The 17,635-nt window shown below is 70.2% G+C and carries 15 protein-coding genes; 6 read left to right on the forward strand and 9 right to left on the reverse strand.

Translation table 11 applies throughout. The features are described from left to right. Positions 1–295: 295 nt before the first annotated feature. Complete coding sequence (locus tag ACFYX0_RS36305) at positions 296–1,165, forward strand: MBL fold metallo-hydrolase (protein ID WP_388977197.1); 870 nt, start codon at positions 296–298, stop codon at positions 1,163–1,165. 29 nt (positions 1,166–1,194) lie between these two features. Here the strand turns inward: ACFYX0_RS36305 and ACFYX0_RS36310 are convergent, their stop codons facing one another. The 3 genes from ACFYX0_RS36310 to ACFYX0_RS36320 all read right to left on the reverse strand — a co-directional run bounded on the left by ACFYX0_RS36310 (position 1,195) and on the right by ACFYX0_RS36320 (position 4,954). Beyond that, the gene (locus ACFYX0_RS36310) at positions 1,195–2,874 is read right to left on the reverse strand and encodes an arylsulfotransferase family protein (protein WP_388977104.1); all 1,680 of its coding nucleotides are present in this window, start codon (positions 2,872–2,874) and stop codon (positions 1,195–1,197) included. 253 nt (positions 2,875–3,127) lie between these two features. Next, positions 3,128–3,787 (reverse strand): tetratricopeptide repeat protein, encoded by a 660-nt coding sequence (locus ACFYX0_RS36315; protein ID WP_388977107.1) that lies wholly within the window; start codon positions 3,785–3,787, stop codon positions 3,128–3,130. A 327-nt stretch (positions 3,788–4,114) separates the two neighbouring features. After that, positions 4,115–4,954 carry an alpha/beta fold hydrolase gene (locus ACFYX0_RS36320; protein ID WP_388977110.1) on the reverse strand — a complete coding sequence of 280 codons (840 nt, stop codon included), beginning with the start codon at positions 4,952–4,954 and terminating at the stop codon, positions 4,115–4,117. A gap of 119 nt (positions 4,955–5,073) precedes the next feature. Here ACFYX0_RS36320 and ACFYX0_RS36325 point away from each other — a divergent pair, with 119 nt between their 5' ends. Beyond that, the gene (locus tag ACFYX0_RS36325; RefSeq protein ID WP_388977112.1) at positions 5,074–5,526 is read left to right on the forward strand and encodes a MarR family winged helix-turn-helix transcriptional regulator; all 453 of its coding nucleotides are present in this window, start codon (positions 5,074–5,076) and stop codon (positions 5,524–5,526) included. Positions 5,527–5,607: 81 nt separating this feature from the next. On the opposite strand, the gene ACFYX0_RS36330 is transcribed toward ACFYX0_RS36325, so the two are convergent. Further along, positions 5,608–6,924, reverse strand: a complete 1,317-nt coding sequence (locus ACFYX0_RS36330) for an MFS transporter (RefSeq protein ID WP_388977200.1) — start codon at positions 6,922–6,924, stop codon at positions 5,608–5,610. Positions 6,925–7,326: 402 nt separating this feature from the next. Between ACFYX0_RS36330 and ACFYX0_RS36335 the strand changes: the two genes are divergently transcribed. The 4 genes from ACFYX0_RS36335 to ACFYX0_RS36350 all read left to right on the forward strand — a co-directional run bounded on the left by ACFYX0_RS36335 (position 7,327) and on the right by ACFYX0_RS36350 (position 11,158). Beyond that, the gene (locus tag ACFYX0_RS36335; RefSeq protein ID WP_388977116.1) at positions 7,327–8,271 is read left to right on the forward strand and encodes a helix-turn-helix domain-containing protein; all 945 of its coding nucleotides are present in this window, start codon (positions 7,327–7,329) and stop codon (positions 8,269–8,271) included. A gap of 255 nt (positions 8,272–8,526) precedes the next feature. Further along, positions 8,527–8,871: a VOC family protein gene (locus ACFYX0_RS36340; RefSeq protein ID WP_388977203.1), complete on the forward strand. Its 345-nt coding sequence runs from the start codon at positions 8,527–8,529 to the stop codon at positions 8,869–8,871. A gap of 139 nt (positions 8,872–9,010) precedes the next feature. Continuing rightward, entirely contained in the window at positions 9,011–9,898 is an 888-nt protein-coding gene (locus ACFYX0_RS36345) for an MBL fold metallo-hydrolase (protein WP_388977119.1), read from the forward strand. A gap of 177 nt (positions 9,899–10,075) precedes the next feature. Then, positions 10,076–11,158 (forward strand): aromatic acid exporter family protein, encoded by a 1,083-nt coding sequence (locus ACFYX0_RS36350; RefSeq protein ID WP_388977122.1) that lies wholly within the window; start codon positions 10,076–10,078, stop codon positions 11,156–11,158. A 93-nt stretch (positions 11,159–11,251) separates the two neighbouring features. Here ACFYX0_RS36350 and ACFYX0_RS36355 read toward each other — a convergent pair whose 3' ends face one another. The 5 genes from ACFYX0_RS36355 to ACFYX0_RS36375 form a co-directional block, all read right to left on the reverse strand. Further along, on the reverse strand, positions 11,252–11,638 hold the full coding sequence (locus ACFYX0_RS36355; RefSeq protein WP_388977125.1) for an SsgA family sporulation/cell division regulator: 387 nt from the start codon (positions 11,636–11,638) through the stop codon (positions 11,252–11,254). Between the two features lie 116 nt (positions 11,639–11,754). Next, positions 11,755–12,327: a hypothetical protein gene (locus ACFYX0_RS36360; RefSeq protein WP_388977128.1), complete on the reverse strand. Its 573-nt coding sequence runs from the start codon at positions 12,325–12,327 to the stop codon at positions 11,755–11,757. A gap of 294 nt (positions 12,328–12,621) precedes the next feature. Then, a complete protein-coding gene (locus ACFYX0_RS36365; protein ID WP_388977131.1) occupies positions 12,622–13,617 on the reverse strand; it encodes a YbhN family protein in 996 nt (331 codons plus the stop codon). A gap of 170 nt (positions 13,618–13,787) precedes the next feature. Continuing rightward, complete coding sequence (locus ACFYX0_RS36370) at positions 13,788–14,915, reverse strand: PP2C family protein-serine/threonine phosphatase (RefSeq protein ID WP_388977134.1); 1,128 nt, start codon at positions 14,913–14,915, stop codon at positions 13,788–13,790. 105 nt (positions 14,916–15,020) lie between these two features. Then, positions 15,021–17,366 (reverse strand): glycoside hydrolase family 65 protein, encoded by a 2,346-nt coding sequence (locus tag ACFYX0_RS36375; protein ID WP_388977137.1) that lies wholly within the window; start codon positions 17,364–17,366, stop codon positions 15,021–15,023. Positions 17,367–17,635 lie beyond the last annotated feature (269 nt).

The following is a 17,635-nucleotide window of genomic DNA, read 5'->3' on the forward strand; positions in this document are numbered from 1 at the left end:
TCGTCTACGGGCATCGAGTGGCAGAACTCGACACTGGCCTCACCGCTTTCGTGGCTCTCCGAGGAGATGGCGTCCAGCATCTCACTTCGGGCACCCTGGCCTCCGGATGGCAAGTCATCCAAGGCGCCAACCCCTCGCCCTAACCCAGCGATCCACAGGAATTGACAATTGCTCGGCCACCGGCAGACATCACCACAACCACTGACCCTCTCCAGCGGCATCCTTGAGAACAGAGGTATCGACCGTGAACTCCGCCTCGACTCGGCACAGCCGTCCCTCATGGAGTCTCGGAGGCATCGTCGTGCACCGCATCGACGAGATCGCCCTGCCCCCGCAGACCGGCCCTTGGCTGCTCCCCGGCGCCACCACCGACGTGATCGACGAGGCGTCCTGGCTGCGGCCCCACTTCGCCGACTCCCACGCCATTCGACTGGCCAGTCACACCTTCGCCGTGGAGGCCGGCGGACTGCGCATCCTCGTCGACACCGGGATCGGCAACGACAAGACACGCGCCAATCCCGCCTGGAACGGCCTCCACTCCGACTACCTCCAGCGCCTGACCGCAGCCGGGTTCGCTCCGGAGTCGGTCGACCTTGTCGTCACCACTCATCTCCACACCGACCACGTGGGCTGGAACACCCGTCTCGTGGACGGGGAGTGGCAGCCGACCTTCCCCCGCGCCCGTTACCTCACCAGTCGCGTCGAATGGGACTACTGGACCGGGGCAGAGCTGGACGAGGCCCGCCGCCAGATGTTCCGCGACTCCGTCGATCCCGTCCACGACAACGGCCAGTACGACCTGGTCGACGTTCCCGATCAGGGCTCCGAGGTGGCCGCCGGTGTCTGGCTGGTCCCCGCCCCCGGTCACACGCCCGGGCAGGTGGCCGTGGAACTCCGCGGCACCGACCGTACGGCCGTGGTCACCGGTGACAGCATCCACCACCCCGTGCAACTGTCCCACCCCCACCTCACCAGCTGCGTTGACATCGACGCGCAGCAGGCGGTGCGCAGCCGAGCCCGCCTCCTGGACGGCCTGGCCGGCACGGACGGCCTGCTGCTGGGCACCCACTTCCCTTACCCCACCGCCGGCACGGTCCGCACCGACGGCGATCGCTACCGCCTGCACCCCGAGCCCGGCACCGCGATCCCTCCCACCGCAGCCTGACCGGAGAGCCCGGACAGGCCCCCCGGTCGTCAGTCGGAGAGCCGCACGACGCGGGAGCGTGCGAGGACCTTTCCGTGGGCGTCGAGTGCCCTCACCTGGAAGTACGGTCCCGGGTTGTGGGTCGTGACCGCCGTCTCGAATCCCGTCCGTCCGGCGTGCCGGACGACCACCCGAAGCGAACGGGCGCTGCGTCCGGCCAGCAGCTGCCACGCCCTCGTCTGCGTCGAACCGTTCCAGGAGGCGAAGACGGTGCTGTGCCCGCGGCGGGCACGCGCCGCCGCACTCGGTGGGTAGTACGGCGTGCCGATCCACTCGTGGCGAAAGGCCCGGTACGAGATGTCGGAACCCGGCATCTGCGCGTCGTAGAGCAGACTCTGCAGGCCGTGCCCCTGGGAGTTCCCGGCATCCCCGTACTCCGAATAGTGGGACTCCTGGCCCCATCCGATGAACTCGTCGGTGTTGGGGAGCCCCTGGGTGTCCCCCTGGGACGCCGAGTACAGCGCGGGCGCGTGATAGTAGGTCCGTACGGCGGTCGCGCGGTGTGTGCGGACGTCGAGTTCGAGGATCAGGCCGTGTGACTGCTGTTCGGGCGGGTTGGGCGAGTTGCAGCAGCCGTCGTCGAACATGCTGATCCGATGCCCCGGCCGGAACCGGGCATGGTGTTGCCAGAAGAACTGCGCGTTCGGCCCGAAGGTGAAATCGCTCTGCCTCCCGCCGAGTTGCCAGCCGATCCTTCCGGTCTTCCTCGAGATGTCGTAGAGGGCCCACATGTTCCGGGCGGAGATCAGCAGATGGCCATCGGGACCTTCGTCGATCGAGTTCATGTGGAAGGCGTCCCACACACCGCCGGAGGAGGAGGCGTCGGAGGCGGGCACCTCGGAGTCGGCGGGGTTCACGTGCTGGAGCATGTCCCAGGAGAAGACGAGTCTCCCCGTCGCCAGGTCGACCTCCTGAACCTCGCTGTCCTCGATGGCTCCGTTCTTCGGGCCTCCGTAGGGGGTGAGGTCCATCGGTACGGGCTTGGACGCGATGAACAGCGCGGTTCCCCTGCGGGTGAGCAGGAACTCATGCTCGTCCGCGCTGAAGCCGTGCCGCGCGAAGACCGTTCCGAGTACGCGGTAGTGGTCGTCGTAGATGTAGTAGCACCCGCCGGGTTCGGGCGCCCCGCCCGGCAGGTTGGTGTACCACGGCGGAATGGCGAGGCTTCCCTGCCACCAGGTCAGCACGGGCTGCGACCTTCCGGTCCGGCGGTCGTAGTACCTCTGCACCCTGAAGTCGGCGTTCTGCAGGTTCGCGTAGCGCAAGGGCCGGAACCAGACGGGATTGCCGGAGTTGTCGACGATCAGTGATCCGGTCTGGCCGACCGGCCGGCGCAGGTTGTACGGACCGACGAAGATGTGCCCGCCGGCCGTGCCTCGCCTGTTCGCCGTCACCGTGACCCGCATGGGATGAAGGGCCGAAGCGGACACAAAGCTCCATACGCCGCTGCCCGAGGTGATCGGTGCGGGGACGCTCGCTGTCGTCGGGAACGGCCGGGTCGCGCACAAGGACCGTTCCTGCGCACCGAGTTGGAGGTGACGCCCGGAGGAACCGGGCCGGACAGCGACCGCGGCGGGCTCCGCCCCCAGTCCGACCATTCCGGCCGTCGCCAGTACGGTCGCCACCGTCCCCCACCGACGCCGCACACCGCCGCCTACGCCCCTGAACATCCGCCTTCTCCTGTTCACACGCACGGGACAGAAACGACGGAACCCCGCCGTCCTCCCTACGCCAGGGGCCCGCCGAAGGCACACCCCGCGAGGAACGTTGACCCGGCCCGCGACAGCCGTCCGGGAGGCGAGCACATCAGGTAACCGATCCGGCTCACGGACGACACCCGATCAGATGACCGACGGCACTTGAATGGGCGATTGAGAGCGACCCGGTGCAGGGCAACCGGGCCCTGCGACCGGGTCGACCTGGTCAAGCGCCGTCGATGCGGTCGAGCAGCGCTCGGGCCTCGGCGGTGCGGTGATGGCCGGGGCCGAAGGCGGCCAGGCAGGCCGTGTGGGCGGCCGCCGCCTCGGTGCGGGCCTCGGTAGTGCGGCCCAGCCCCAGAAGAGCCGTGGCCACGGCGAGTTCGACGGCGCCGGTCTCCGGGTGGCGATGCTCCTGGGGCATGATGCGGCGCAGCCTGCCGATCTGCTTCGCCTCGGAGAGAGCCTCCTCGTAGCGCGCCTGGCCGTTGAGGCTGCGGGCCAGGCCAAGCCGCAGGGCCAGGGTTATCCGGTCCCGTACGCCACGGGGGGCGAGGGCCTCACGGGCAAGAGCCTCAGCCTCCGCGTGACGGCCCTGCGCGTTGAGCGCGTAGATCTGTCCGTTGCGGGCGGCCGCCTCTACGGCCACTGTCTCCGGCTCTCCACCCTGGGCCGCGGCCCAGGCGACGGCCGCGCACTCTGCTTCGCATTCAGTGTGCCGACCAAGGAAGCTGAGCGTCTGGGCACGGTCCGAGCGCAGTCTCAGGGTCTGCCAATGCTCGGCGCCGAAGATCGTGCCGAAGACGGGAAGCAGCGCGTCGTATTCGGCGAAGGCCTCCGCGTGGCGGCCCTGGGCGCTCGCGGCGGCCGCAGCGATAGTCAGCACAAGCGGTCCATAGCTGTCGTTGTGCTGCCCGGACCGGGCAGCAGCCACAGCACGGGCCTCGGCCTCCGCCTCGGCATAGCGTCCGGCACGGTAGAGCCCTGTGGGCCGGGCCAAGAGCGATCTCGCCATATGTCCAGCGCCGTTGCGGCCGCGCGGCCGGAAGAGTCCCATGGGCGGAGCATACGGACCGTGCACACTCGTTCGAGGGGGGTGGCCGACGCAGATTGGGGGTGTACTCCGCCGTACTGGAACACGCGCTTCAGGCCGCGACGCCCGCCATCTGACGGGCTCGGTCGTGGCAGCTCCTCGTGTCTGGGGCCGGGAGTGTCATCCCAGGCCGCCGAGGACTTCCCGCAGTCGGGCCGCGTAGGCCCTCGGGTGGCTGGTGTTGCCGTTGTGGCCGCCGGGGAACTCGAGTGTCTGGCGTCCTATGAGGGTGCCCAGGGCATCCGCGCATTGGCGGTCAAAGACTGTTTTCGAGGTTGCCTGTCCCGCGGCCGGGACGATGTGGGTGTGCGCGGCCCTCGCCTTGAGGGCGGCGGTGTCCAGGTCGTCGTGGATCACGGCCGTGAAGTCGTGCCGGATGAAGTAGTCGAAGTTGGCCGTGCGCCGTTCTTTCATCGGCTGAGGGGTCAGGCCGGGCTCGGCGTCCCGGTGGGTCAGGTCGATGCCCAGGGTGTGGGCGATCCGGGGGATCGTCGAGGCCAGTCCCTGGCGGCGGTAGAGGTCCTGGAGTTCGGCGAGTTCGTGTTCGTGGCGGGTGCGCTCGTCGGCGGGCAGCCGCCGGGGGGCTACGGGCTCGTGGGCGATCAGGGCGGAGATCTGCTCGGTATGCCGTACGGCGAGATGCAGACCGATGACGGCGCCGAGACTGCAGCCGAGCATGAGGGCGGGGGTGTCGGTGAGGGTGGCCAGCAGGCGGTGGACGTCGTCCGCGTGCTCGGCCAAGGCCGCACCCCGCTCCGGGGCGTCCAGCAGACTGCGGGACAGGCCGCGGCGGTCGTAGGTGACCACGGTGTAGGCGTCGGCGAGGTGGTCGATCAGGTCCGTGCTGCGGTCGGCGTCACCCTCGCCGCTCTCGGAGATCAGGAGCAACGGCCCGTCGCCGCGAAGCTGGTAGTGCAGGACGGCGCCGGGCACCTTGAGTGTGCCGGTGGACTCGGACATGACGGTTCCCCCCTCGTTTCGGGTGGCGGCGGGTAGTCCGCCGCAAGCTGTCTCCATCGCATTCCGTCGAATCAGATACATCTAGATCGATGAATCTAACTGGATGTACCTTGGCGGGTATGAACGGAGTCGACCTCTTCCTGCTGGGGCGCGCCTTGATGAAGATCGGCGAACAGGCCCTTCCCCAGCCCTCAGGAGGCGCAGCGCGGTACGCGGGCAGCACGCGAACGGTGCTGGTCGTGGCCAGCGACATCGCGGAGCACCCCGACAGCGCGGTGGGGGAGATCGCCGCGCGCACCGGTCTGCCGCAGAGTCAGGTCTCCACCGCTGTCGCACGCTTGAAGGAGGCCGGCTCGGTGCAGACCGCACCGGACCCAGCCGACCGACGCCGGGTTCTCGTCCGCCAGGCCGCCGAAACCTCCGAGCGGGTCGCCGAAGTGCGCGCCTCCGACATCCGCGAGGCACTGGCCGCAGCTCTCGGTAGCGAGGACGCAGAGCGACTGCGCGAGGTCAATGCAGCGCTGGAGCTGCTCGCCGACGCCTTGGCCCCGGCAATGCCGTCGCGATCTTGACGTACGCGAACCTCACGGACTGTTCGTGGAGACCGGCGACATCGCTGCGAACCCGGAAGGCCTGGTGCGGATTCGCGGGCGTCAGCCGCGAGGCAAGGTGACGCGGGAGAGGACTGTCGTGGCCAGGAGGAGCGTGGCGATGGCGAGGAGGCCGAGACGCATACCCGGTAGGGAGAAGCCGCCTGCCGGGCCGGAGAGCAGTCCGCCGAAGAGTGCGACGGCGAGCGCACCGCCGGTCTGGCGAAAGGAGTTGAGCAGCCCCGACGCGGTCCCCGCACGCTCCTTGGGCACGGCGTCCATGAGCAGCGCGGTCAGCGCGGGCACTATGAGCGCCCCGCCGATGCTGAGCGGCAGCAGCAGGACGAGCACCAGCCACACGGGGGTGTGTGCGGCCAGCGGCAGCATGGCCAGCATCGCCACGATGAAGACCAGTTGCCCGGCGACGATCACCGGCCGTCGTCCGATCCGCTCCGCGAGGCGCGGCGAGACCAGGTTGGTCGCCGTCACCACCGCCGACATCGGGACGAACATCAGCCCGGCCGCGATCCCCGACATCCCGCGCAGCTGCTGGTAGTACAGCCCGAGGAGGAAGATGCCGCCGTAGAACGCGGCGTTGATGGCGAAGCCGACCGCCAGCGGTACGGACACCTCGCGGTCCGTCAGCATGCTGAGCGGGACCATGGGTTGGCGGTGCCGGGTCTCCACGACGCGGAAGGCGTACCCGCTTGCGACGGCGATCGCCCCGGACGCCAGCACGGAGACGCTGGTCCAGCCCAGGTGGCCGCCCTCGATCACGGCGAAGGCCAGCCCGGCCAGGGCGAGTACCGCGGTGAGCTGGCCGCCGCCGTCCAGTGCGGCGGGCCGGCGCGGGGAACGCGGCACCCGGACGAGCAGGGCGAGGATCACCGTGCCCACCGGGAGGTTGAGCAGGAAGACCGCCCGCCAGCCGGCCGAGACGGTCAGCAGCCCGCCCAGCACCGGGCCTGCGGCCATCGCCACCGAGCCGCCGACCGTCCACAGCGCGATGGCGCGGGCGCGCGCCCGGGCGTCCTCGTAGGCCTGCCGGATCAGTGCGAGCGAGGCCGGCATCACGACCGCGGCGGCGCCGCCCTGGGCCACTCGCGCGGCGACCAGCACATTGATGCCCGGCGCGAGCGCGCAGCCGAGGGAGGCGAGGGTGAACAGCGTGACGCCCCAGACGTAGGCGCGGCGGGCGCCGGCGCGGTCGGCGAGGGCGCCGGCGGAGAGCATCAAGGCCGCGAACATCAGGGTGTAGGCGTCCACCACCCATTGCAGTCCCGCCATCCCGCCGCTCAGGGAGTTCCGGATCGCGGGCAGTGCGATGTTCACGGCTGAGACGTCGATGGTGATCACTGTGAACCCGAGGAGGGACGCCATCAGGGCGACGCCGCTGTGTCGCGGCGAGGCGGGGGCGTCGGCGGGCGGATCGGCCGGCCGGGCTCGCTGTCGTCGCGGGAGCGTGGTCGCGGACGGGGCGGAGGTGTGTCCGTGAGCGGTGGCGGTGAATCGGGTCGGGCTGATCGGCATGGGTCATCCCTTGGTTGATTGGTGGTGGCGGTTGATGGGCCGTCAAATAGGGGCTGGGCGGGCGGCCGCAGTCGGTCGGGACCGCGGTCCGGTGTCGTGCACCCCCTGGGTCCCCGGCGGCCGGGCCGCCCGCTCCGGTTCAACTCTGCGTCCGTTGAGGGCCGTTCGGCAGACCGCGTCGTGCCGGGGGTCTCGCGTTCCAGGCACTGACACGGCCCCCCACGCGCCCCGCCCGCCTGCGACAATGGTTCGATGGCGGCAGCAGCGGACGTACGGGGCACGGAGCTCGGCAGATATCTCAAGGCCCGTAGAGCACAGGTGCGCCCGGAGGATGTCGGTCTTCCGGTCGGCGCGGGCCTGCGACGCACTCCAGGACTGCGCCGGGAGGAGCTGGCCGCGCTGGCCGGAGTGAGCGTCGACTACTACATCCGACTGGAGCGGGGCCGGGAGACCAACCCTTCTCCTGCCGTCGTGGACGCCCTCGGGCGCGCCCTGCGGCTGCGCGGCGATGGCTACGAACGTCTGCACGAGCTCGCGGAGTTGGCCTCCGGCCGCATCTCCGAGCTGCCGGCCTCCTCGGACCACACCGTCCGTGACTCGGTCCTGCGGATGCTGGAGTCGGTGCGACCGCTGCCCGCCTATGTGGTGAGCCGCTACAACCGCGTACTGGCCGGGAACCCGCCCGGCCGGCGGCTCCTTCCCGGGCTCTGGGACTGGCCCGAGCACCAGCGCAACCTGACCCGTTATCTCTTCCTCCACCCGCTCGGCCGGACGCTCTACGAGCCGTGGGAGGAGACGGTCGCGCTCTCGGTGGCACATCTGCGGGCGGTCGCCGGTGCCGATCCGGACGATCCGGAACTCACCGCGCTCGTCGGCGAACTGGTGCTGAAGTCACCGCAGTTCGCACGGCTGTGGGAGCGGTACGACGTCTGTGAGCGCGGCGGCGGGCAGAAGTGCTTCCGGCATCCGAAGGTGGGACCGATGACCCTGACCTACGAGGTCATGCGACTGGCCCGGACGGGTGGTCAGCGCATGGTGGTCTACCAGGCAGCTCCCGGCACCCCGGACGAGGAGGCCATGCTCCGCCTGGACTCCGGCGCCGCCCGACCGGAGCCGACACCGGCGGGCCACCCGGAGCCGGCCCCCGAGTCATGCCCCACCCACTCGCCGTCCCCGACCCACGCCGCCACGGGCTGAGCCCGGGGCCGTCCGGACATCGGGAGGGGGCTCGGTGTCTGAGGTGGCAGCATGCCGTGTCATGGCTGACGACAGCACGAGTGGGTTTGCGGCGGGTCAGACGGGCCTCGCCGTCGGGATCCCGGAGGCGGAGCCGGCCATCCGCGCATGGCGTGAGCGGTTCGATCCATCAGCCCGACCAGGGATTCCAACGCATGCCACGGTGCCTTTTCGACCCTGCACACCGGCTCAGGCCTCGTGTTCGCGTTTCAGCGTGTGAAGGATTTCCGCGCCCCGCAGTGGCCGGACTCCGCGCACCCGCAGCAGTTTCATCTGGACCTCGATGTCCCCGACTTCGACCAGGTCCAGGAGCAGGTCGTCGGCCTCGGGGCCACGCTGCTCCACGACGACACTCGAAAGGCTGATGGCGTCCGCGTGCCGGTCGGGCGCACCCTGCCTTCCCGTTGCGTCGAGACAATCAAGAGACAATCAGGCCGGAAATCGTCCGCCCGCCAGAAAGTCCGTCAGTGTTTACGGATTGAGGGCTCGCGCGTTATGGCAACCGCCTCACCTGTAGGCGGCGGGCGATTGATCTACCTGGCCGGAGCGCCAATTCTGTAATTGTCAACCGTGCAAAAAAGGCGTCCGAGGGCGGCCATTTTCGACAAAGTCAACTGATTTTGGTGATTGATTCTCCTGCGTGACGCGTGATACCCATTTGGGCGCTCATCTTCATCAGTCCGCGCGAAGGGGTCATGCCATGAACGAGCAATCGAACGAAGCTACTTGGCACGTCGACCATCGATGCACCAACTGTGACGTCGCCCGGCAACTAGCGCCGGAACTGGTCGCCGAGGTGGCCGGCCGCTCCTCCGTCATTCGGCAGCCGCGCACCGACGCCGAGGAAAAGATGCTGTACGCCGCGGCATTCGCATGTCCCACTCGATCGATCCGGCACGGCGCGCGCGGACCTCGCCCGGAACGCGATCCCTTCCCGCTGCGGCTTACCGATCAGGTGTATCTGTGCGGGCACAACTCGCCGCACACCGCCGGCGCGAATTCCTACCTTCTGCGCCGGCCGGCCGGAAATCTGATGATGATCGACACGCCGCGCTGGAGTTCCGCCCTGGCCACGAAGTGCGCGGCCCTCGGCGCGATCACCGACGTGCTGCTCACCCATCGCGACCATGCCGCGCACGGCCGCGCCTACGCCGACCGGTTCGGGGCCCGTCTGTGGATCCATGAAGGAGACCTGGCCGCCGCGCCGGATGCCGACAGTGTTCTCCGGGGCGCCGAGCCGATCGAGATCGCCGACGGCGTGACCGCGCACCCGCTGCCCGGACACACGGAGGGCAGCGTGCTCTACCTCGCCGACGAGACCTACTGCTTCAGCGGGGACAGCTTCTACTGGTCCCGGACCGACGGTGATGTCGCCGTCGCCGAGTCGGTCACCTGGCACTCCGTCGCCGAACTGGCCGCATCGCTGGCCCGTACGGCACCGCGGATGCGCTTCGAGTGGCTCCTGCCCGGGCACGGCGACCGCAGGCAACTGTCTGCCGACGAGTTCGCCCGCCGGATGCGTGACCTGGTCGCCCGCACCGCCGAACTCTCGCCCTGCCCGATCGACTTCACCGCGGTGCGCTGGTGACGCACGCCGCTCGGCGCCTAGGTCGTGGTGGACATCACTCGACCATCTCGGACAAAAGGTGCCACCATCGACGTCGTGCAACGTTCAACCATGCCGTCGAGGGGGAGTGCGGTCGCCGCAGCGCGACTGGTCCGTCAGCTCGTCGGTCGGATTGGCCTCGCGCGGCGGGGCCGTGTGGTGCACGGGACCAAGGCTCTGATCGCGGCCCTGTTCGCCTGGGGTGCCGTAGGTCTGTGGTCGCCCGAGGAGCACCCCTACCTCGCGGTCGCCACGGCTCTGCTCATGGTCAACGCCTCCACGGTGTACCGGTCGGTGACGCAGTCGGCGCAGAGCGTGGGCGCGCGGGTGGCCGGACTGGTCCTGGCGCTGGTGACCGCCCGGCTGCTCGGAGCGACCTCGGCGGCCGTCGCCGTCATCGTCGTCATCGCGGTCCTGGCCGGTCCCCGTCGTAGCGCGGACGACCGGGTGCAGATCGCCTCGATCGCGGTCATCGGACTGGCCGCCTCGGCGGCCGACCCCATGGGCAGCCTGGTGTCCTCCGTGCTCCAGACGCTCGTCGGCGCGGCCGTGGGCATCCTGGTGAACGCCCTCGTCCTGCCCCCGCTGTATCTGGAGGAGTCCGACTCGGCGGTGCGCAGCCTGGCCCATGCGATGGGAACGCTGCTGCACGACATGGGTGTCGGCCTGGCTCAGCGGAGACTGGGCACAGCCTCCCATGGCTGGCTGCACCGGGCGCGCAGACTTGAGGAGCGCCTTGTCCACGCGCGGGAACAGGTGCAGCAGGCCGATGAGAGCCTGCGGTGGAACACCCGGTGTGTCGCCCAGGCGCGGCGTGGGGACGCGACCTCAGGCGAGGCCTTCCTGGCGTTGCGAGGTGTCTCGCTCCAGGTGCGCGGCATTGCGCGGACTTTGGTGGACAACGCCTTCGACGGTCATGCCGACCACCGACTGGGTCAGCAGTTCCTCGACCGGTACGTCGAGACCCTGCAACTGGCGGGCGCGGCCGTACGGGCGTTCGTCGAACCGCCGGCGCCGAACGGCGGGGCCGAGATGTCGCCCCGGGAGCGGCTGCGGGAAGCGATCGCGGGCGTACTAGACTGGCACGAGACGATGACCGTCCTGATCGGAGAGGGCAGTCTCACCAGGCCGGGCGCGTGGCATGTGTACGGCTCGCTCATGACCGACGTGGAGCGTCTCCTCGCCGACCTGGATCGCGCGCACCTGCACGCGGAGGGCGTTGTCGACGGGGCCGTACGGTGATGTCCGGCCGGCCGTGTGGCCTCATGGGCCGCTCGGCGGACTCGGGAGCCTCCTCCCGGCGGGCTCAGGCGCCTTCCTCCAGGAACCGCGGGCTCAGGCGCCCTCCTCCAGGAACCGGGTGAGGCGGGTCTCCAGGTCGAGTGCCTCGACCTCGCGGTCGCTCGGCACCAACTGGTATGTGCGACACAGCCACCGTTCGACCGCTTTCAGTGCGGTGGTCAGATGGGCGGACCCGTGCGGAGAGGACAGGGTGAGATGGAGCAGAGCCTCTGCACCCGTCCCGGTCGGCCAGACCCGCACGTCACCGTCCCCGCTGGGGGTCAGCAGCCCCGTGGTGAGCAGCTCGCGTGCGAAGGTCCAGGGCACGGGGCCCAGGCGGATGTCATGGAAGAGGAACTCCACCGACAGGGGGTCCTGCGCCCGGTAGAGCAGCTGGGTCGGCACGGTGACCCGGAGGCCCTGGGGAGTCTCGAGTTCCATGTCGAGCATGTGGTCTACGCAACAGATCATGGCTGGCTCGGTGTGCGTCGGGGGCCGGGCGCCGGACCCGGGCAGTGTGCACCCTGCCCGGTCCGATGTCGCCGCGGTCCGTGGGATCAGCGGAAGAGGGCCCCGTCGAAGTGGGAGCCGTGCGTGTCGCTGATCACGATGACCCATACGCCCCGGTCCCAGCGGTAGAAGTGGTGACCGTCGTAGCGGTAGCGCCAGCCGTGGTCGTCGTCGCAGTACCAGTAGCGGCCCTCGTGGTGCCAGTAGCGGTGGCCGTCCCAGCGGTGCTCGCCGCGGAATTCACGGTGGTCGCGCCGGCCGTAGCGGTCACTCCGGTAGGAGTTGTCGTCGCTCCGGTAGGAGACGCGGTAGACGTTGCTGTCGCCGCGGTAGGAGTCGCGGTCGCCCCAGTAGGAATTGCGGTCACCCTGGTAGGAGCGCTGGTCGTTCCGGCCGTCTCCGCCGTGCCCACGGTTGTCGCTCCAGCTGTCGCGGCCGCTGCCGCCACGGTCGCCGCCGTGTTCGGTGACGCCCTGGGCGTTCGACACGACGGCCGCGGGGCGGTCGGCTGCGGGGTTCGGAGCGGCCGACGCGAAGCCTCCGGCGGCGAAGAGGGCGCCGACGGCGGCGGTGACGGTGAGGAGCGCGGTTGCGGCTCGCCGTCCAAAGGTGTGGCTCATCATCTTTCTCCTTGCTGTACGCCGGTGCCGTGTGGGTGAGTTGGTCCCGGCGGTGCCCCGAGGTGGTGGGGCAGATGCGACGTTACTCCTGGATTAATTCAAGATTAAATGTTTGCGGTGTGACATATTTCATGAGTAGAAGGATCTGCTCCGCCGCCCGGCCGACGTCGAACGATGGCCGGCTGCAGGGCGGAGTCCCGCCTCTCGGGGAGGCGTGGCAGGGCATGCTCAACCCCCGCGATTTATTCCCTGAAGCAAAGTGGGTGGGTCGGATCGCGCTCTGCGTCCGCGCGTTCACAGCGCCTTGCGATGGACCAGGGCCGTGAGGACGAGCATGCCCGGCAGGAGGGGGAGCCAGACCGTCATGACGCGATAGCCGATGAGGGTGGCCGTGGCCACGTCCATCGGGGCGCCGTAGCCGACCAGGGCGAACACCATCGCCGCGTCCACGGGGCCGATACCGCCGGGGGCGGGAACGGCCCCGGCGGCCGTGCTGGCGGCGAGGAACGCGAACACCACCTGCGCCCAGGACAGTTGCAGGCCGAGCGAGGCCCCGACCGCGGCGATCGTGCTCGCCTGGAGGACCGGACTGACGGCCGCCCCGCCCCACAGGGCGAGCACACGGCTGGGCCTGGTGTGCAGAATCCGCGCGTCGGTCAGCGCGGTGCGGACGAAGTCGAACACCGGGCGCCGTAGCGGACGTACGACCGTCATCAGGACGCAGCCCACGGTGACACCCGCGCCCGCGGTCGCCGCGATCAGGATCAACGTCCGGTCGTCCGGAACGAGTTGACCGAGCATCAGCACGCCCGGGAAGAACACCGGGAAGACGAGGAGCACCAGCGTCTTCGCGATCGGCTTGACCAGGGAGTACAGGGCGAGCGAGGCGGTGGCCCGTGCGAAGGAGACGCCATGGGCCTGCAGAAAGCGCAGGGTGACCGCATGGGCGCCGATGCTCGCCGGGAGTACGTGGTTGGCGGCGCCGGCGGCGAACTGCGAGGCCACCAGCGGTCCCGCCGGAAGCCTCTCCGGTACGGCGCCCTGGCGGACCCAGGCGGCGTTCACCCAGCCCAGGCCGGTGAGGAGGATCCCGGCCGGCAGCCACCGGGGGTCGGCGGAGGCCAGTCGGGCGGCGCCGTCGCGTACGGCATGCCAGTCGGCGACCGCCCAGATGCTCAGGAGCAGGAGCGGGAGCAGGGTCAGTGTCCGGCGGGCCAGGCGCGCGACAGAGGGGGAGCGCACCAGGGCGGCCGGCGCCCGGGGGAGGTCGTCGAGCGGGAGCAGGGACATGGCGCACGTCGTCCTTCCACGTCACATCCGCCAGGTACGCGGCGGACGGATGAGGGGCGAGGCAGGGGGACGGCGGAAACCTTCCCGCTCGGTGTGACCGCACGGTGTCCGGCAGCCGAAGGGAGCGCACACCGATCGCGGCCGGTGGGGGCCGGGCGGGGGGAGGGTGCCTACAGGGACCGGTGGACGAGGCTGGGACGGCGGGCGGACCGGCGGGCCTTGTCCGGACGCTGTGCGGAATCGCCGGTGACCGGTTCGCGGCACGCCACGACCGCGGCGGCGTCGTCCGCGAAGTTTCCGCCGCAGAACGCGGCGAGGTCGACGCGGAGGTGATCGATGATCCCCTCGGGCGTGGCCGTGTTCGGCCAGGCCGTGACGCGGTCGGCGAGAGGGTAGAAACAGCCTGCCCGGTCGCGTGCCTCGGTGACGCCGTCGGTGTAGAGCACCAGGGTGTCGCCAAGTTCGAAGGGGAAGGTGTCCACACCTCCCTGCGGGGCCTCGGGCAGCCCCATGCCGAGGGGAGTCGTGTACTGCCGGGGTGCCAGCACGATGGCCTGCCCGTCGTGCAGCCGGATCGGTGGCGGGTGCCCGCAGTTCAGGACATGGATGACGGGGGTGTCGTCCGGGACGTCGACCAGGACGGCGGTGATGAAGGACTCCTCCGTGTCCGAGCAGTCCTTGCTCGGCTGGCACCGGCTCCAGCCCACGATGGCATCCAGCTCCGTCCGCAGCGCGCGGAGCTCCGGTTCGCGGTGGGCCGCGCTGCGGAACGCGCCCAGCACGAGCGCCGACTCCTCGATGGCGGGCAGGCCCTTGCCGCGGACGTCTCCGAGGAGCAGACGGGTCCCGGTCGCGGTGCGCACGGCCGCGTACAGATCGCCACCGATGCGGGCCTGGTCCGTGGCGGCCCGGTAGGCGCTGGCGATGCGCAGCGAGCCCATCCGGTCCGGCAGGGGGTGCAAAACGACCTGCTGCGCGGCTTCGGCCACCGACCGCACCTGTCTCAGCTCCGCGCTGTGCCGCTCCCGCAGACGGCAGAACAGCACGGTGAAGGCGCAGATCACCATCAGCGCGATGAGCTGGCTCTCGTGGTTGGAGGTGAAGATGCTGGTGCGGATCACGGAGATCGCCACCAGCGCCGCGACCGCGAGGGCTCCGATCAGGGCCGTGAGCCTGGAGCCGCCGAAGGAGGCGGTGAGTGCCGGCGCGACCACGAGCAGCGGCCCGAGGTGGATGCTCTGGGGCGCAAGGATGTCGGCGAGCGCGATCGCCACGATCAGTACGACCGGGACGGCCACGAGTCCCCGGTTCGGCTGCGACGACCGACCGACACCTCTGCGGGGCTGGAGGCGCATACCTCCTGGATACACCCAGGTGACGGCCCGTGCGTACTCGGTGGGCGGTCAGCAGGGGCGCTCCGGGCGGCGCCCGGGCGGCTGGGCGGCGGCCGGCAGGGGCGGCGGCGGCTTGACCGGCCGACTTTCGGGGGTGCCGAGGGACAGCGTCACCGGCTCCCCGTAGTGCCCGATCCGGATGCTTTCCCCGTGTACGAGCGTGTACGTGGCCAGGGACTCGGTGATCTCCACCCGCAGGCACTGGCGGTGGAACTGGACCGAGAAGGCGAGCCGGCGAAGGTTCGCGGGCAGCCGGGGTGAGAAGTGCAGGGCTCCCGCGCGTTGGCGCATACCGCCGAAGCCGGCGACCAGCGCGATCCAGGAGCCCGCCAGTGAGGCGATGTGCAGTCCGTTGCGGGAGTTCCGCTCCAGGTCGTCCAGATCCATCAGGGCCGCCTCGCCCAGGTAGTCGTAGGCCAGGCGCAACTGGCCCACCTCGGCGGCGATGACGGCCTGGACGCAGGCCGAGAGCGAGGAGTCACGAACGGTGAGCGGCTCGTAGTAGGCAAAGTTCCGGGCCTTCTGTCCCTCGTCGAAGGCGTCGCTGCGCAGATACATCGCGAGCACGAGGTCCGCCTGTTTGACCACCTGCTTCCGGTAGAGCTCCAGGTACGGGAAGTGCAGCAGCAGCGGATAGTCCTCGGGCCGGGTGCGGGAGAAGTCCCAGACCTCGTGGCGGGTGAAGTCCGCGGCCTGCTCATGGATACCGAGCGCGCTGTTGTACGGCACGCTCATCGCGTCGGCGGCGCACCGCCACGCCCTGGTCTCCTCCTCGGTCACGCCGAGCGCGTCGGCCTGCCGGGGATGACGCTCGGCGGCGTCGGCGGCGGCCCGCAGATTGTCCTGGGCCATGAGGTTGGTGTAGGTGTTGTCGTCCGCGACCGCGCTGTACTCGTCGGGCCCGGTGACACCGTCGATGTGGAAACGGCCGCCGGAGTCGTGGTGGCCGAGGGAGAGCCACAGCCGGGCGGTCTCCACGAGCAGTTCCACACCGGTGTCGCGCTCGAAGTCCTCGTCGCCGGTGGCCGCGACATAGCGCAGCACGGCATGGGCGACCCCTGCGTTGATGTGGAACGCGGCGGAACCGGCCGGCCAGTAGCCGGAGCATTCCGCGCCGTCGATGGTGCGCCAGGGGAACGCGGCGCCCTTCAGGCCGAGTTGGCGGGCGCGGGCGCGCGCCGCCGGCAGGGTGTCCTGCCGCCAGCGCAGTGCCGCGGCGACACTGCGCGGATGGGTGAAGGTGAGCAGCGGCAGGACATAGATCTCGGTGTCCCAGAAGGCGTGCCCGTCGTATCCGGAGCCGGTCAGGCCCTTGGCCGGGATGGCCCGCTGCTCGGCCCGGGCGGCCGCCTGCAGCACATGGAAGAGGGCGAAGCGGACGGCCTGCTGGATCTCCGCGTCGCCGTCCACCTCCACATCGGCATGGAGCCAGAAGTCGTCCAGGACGGCCCGCTGTTCGTCGAGGAGCCCCTGCCAGCCGGTGCTGCCCGCCTCGGCGAGCGCGGCCTCCGCCTGGTCCCGCAGGGCCGGGAGCGAGCGCAGCCCGGACCAGCAGTAGGAGACCAGTTTCTCCAGTCGCAGTTTCTCGCCGGGCTTGAGGTCGGTGATCACGGTGAGCCGGGCGACGTCGTCCGTGCTCTCGACGGTGGTCCGGGTGCCGGCCGGGCCCTGCACGATGTGGTCGGCTGCGGCCGCGATCCGCAGACCGCTCTGCTCGGTGCGGTGGATCAGTCTCAGTCGCGTCCCCTCGGCGTGGTGCTCCTCCGGCCGCAGCGGGGAGTCCAGGACGGCCGCGACCCGCGGGTCGGCGCTGGGCTGCGGCATGGGCTCGTTGGCGACGAGTTCGGACTGGATGACGACGCCCACCTCGTCCTCCAGCGGCTCCACCTCGTAGACGATCGCGGCGATGGCCCGATGGGTGAGGGAGACCAGCCGGGTGGAGCGTACGCGGACGGCCTTGCCCACCGGTGAGACCCACACGCACTCCCGGCGGAGCACCCCGTCCCGCAGATCCAGCACCCGTTCATGGGAGCGGACGTGGCCGTAGCGCAGGTCGGCCTGCTCGTCGTCGACGAGGAGGCGGATGAGCTTGCCGTCGGTGACGTTGATGACCGTCTGGCCGGACTCCGGGTAGCCGTATCCGGCCTCGGCATAGGGCAGCGGATGCACTTCGTGGACGCCGTTGAGATAGCAGCCGGGCAGCCCGTGCGGCTCGCCCTCCTCCAGGTTGCCGCGCCATCCGACGTGTCCGTTGGACAGGGCGAAGACCGATTCGCTCTGCGCCAGGACGTCCAGGTCCAGTCCGGTCTCGCGGACGCACCAGGGCTCCACCCCGTACAGCGGATGGGTGATCACGGCGCGTCCCCGTCCCCGCCGCCGTCCAGGGCATGACGGCGACACCGGGCGGGCCGATGCCGCGTGATGTCCCCGAAGTTCCGTTCTGTCATGTTTCATAACTTCCCGTTCGGGTGTCGCTCCATCCCCACCGGCCCCGGGAACGGTGGGACGAGTGCACCGCATGACGGGGTGAGCGCTCGGAGTGACCGGGCCGGCCGGTCCGGTGGGCGCGCTCGCGGACCGCCGTCCCGTGCTCACGATGCCCCACGGTGCACCGTTCATGTCCT

This window comes from Streptomyces sp. NPDC002573, assembly GCF_042889625.1.
Classification (GTDB): domain Bacteria; phylum Actinomycetota; class Actinomycetes; order Streptomycetales; family Streptomycetaceae; genus Streptomyces; species Streptomyces gibsoniae.

Coding starts and splice junctions, on each gene's coding strand:
- ACFYX0_RS36310 (WP_388977104.1), bottom strand. CDS start 2,874: ATGTTCAGGGGCGTAGGCGGCGGTGTGCGGCGTCGGTGGGGGACGGTG.
- ACFYX0_RS36320 (WP_388977110.1), bottom strand. CDS start 4,954: ATGTCCGAGTCCACCGGCACACTCAAGGTGCCCGGCGCCGTCCTGCAC.
- ACFYX0_RS36325 (WP_388977112.1), top strand. CDS start 5,074: ATGAACGGAGTCGACCTCTTCCTGCTGGGGCGCGCCTTGATGAAGATC.
- ACFYX0_RS36330 (WP_388977200.1), bottom strand. CDS start 6,924: ATGGCGTCCCTCCTCGGGTTCACAGTGATCACCATCGACGTCTCAGCC.
- ACFYX0_RS36335 (WP_388977116.1), top strand. CDS start 7,327: ATGGCGGCAGCAGCGGACGTACGGGGCACGGAGCTCGGCAGATATCTC.
- ACFYX0_RS36345 (WP_388977119.1), top strand. CDS start 9,011: ATGAACGAGCAATCGAACGAAGCTACTTGGCACGTCGACCATCGATGC.
- ACFYX0_RS36355 (WP_388977125.1), bottom strand. CDS start 11,638: ATGGAACTCGAGACTCCCCAGGGCCTCCGGGTCACCGTGCCGACCCAG.
- ACFYX0_RS36360 (WP_388977128.1), bottom strand. CDS start 12,327: ATGAGCCACACCTTTGGACGGCGAGCCGCAACCGCGCTCCTCACCGTC.
- ACFYX0_RS36365 (WP_388977131.1), bottom strand. CDS start 13,617: ATGTCCCTGCTCCCGCTCGACGACCTCCCCCGGGCGCCGGCCGCCCTG.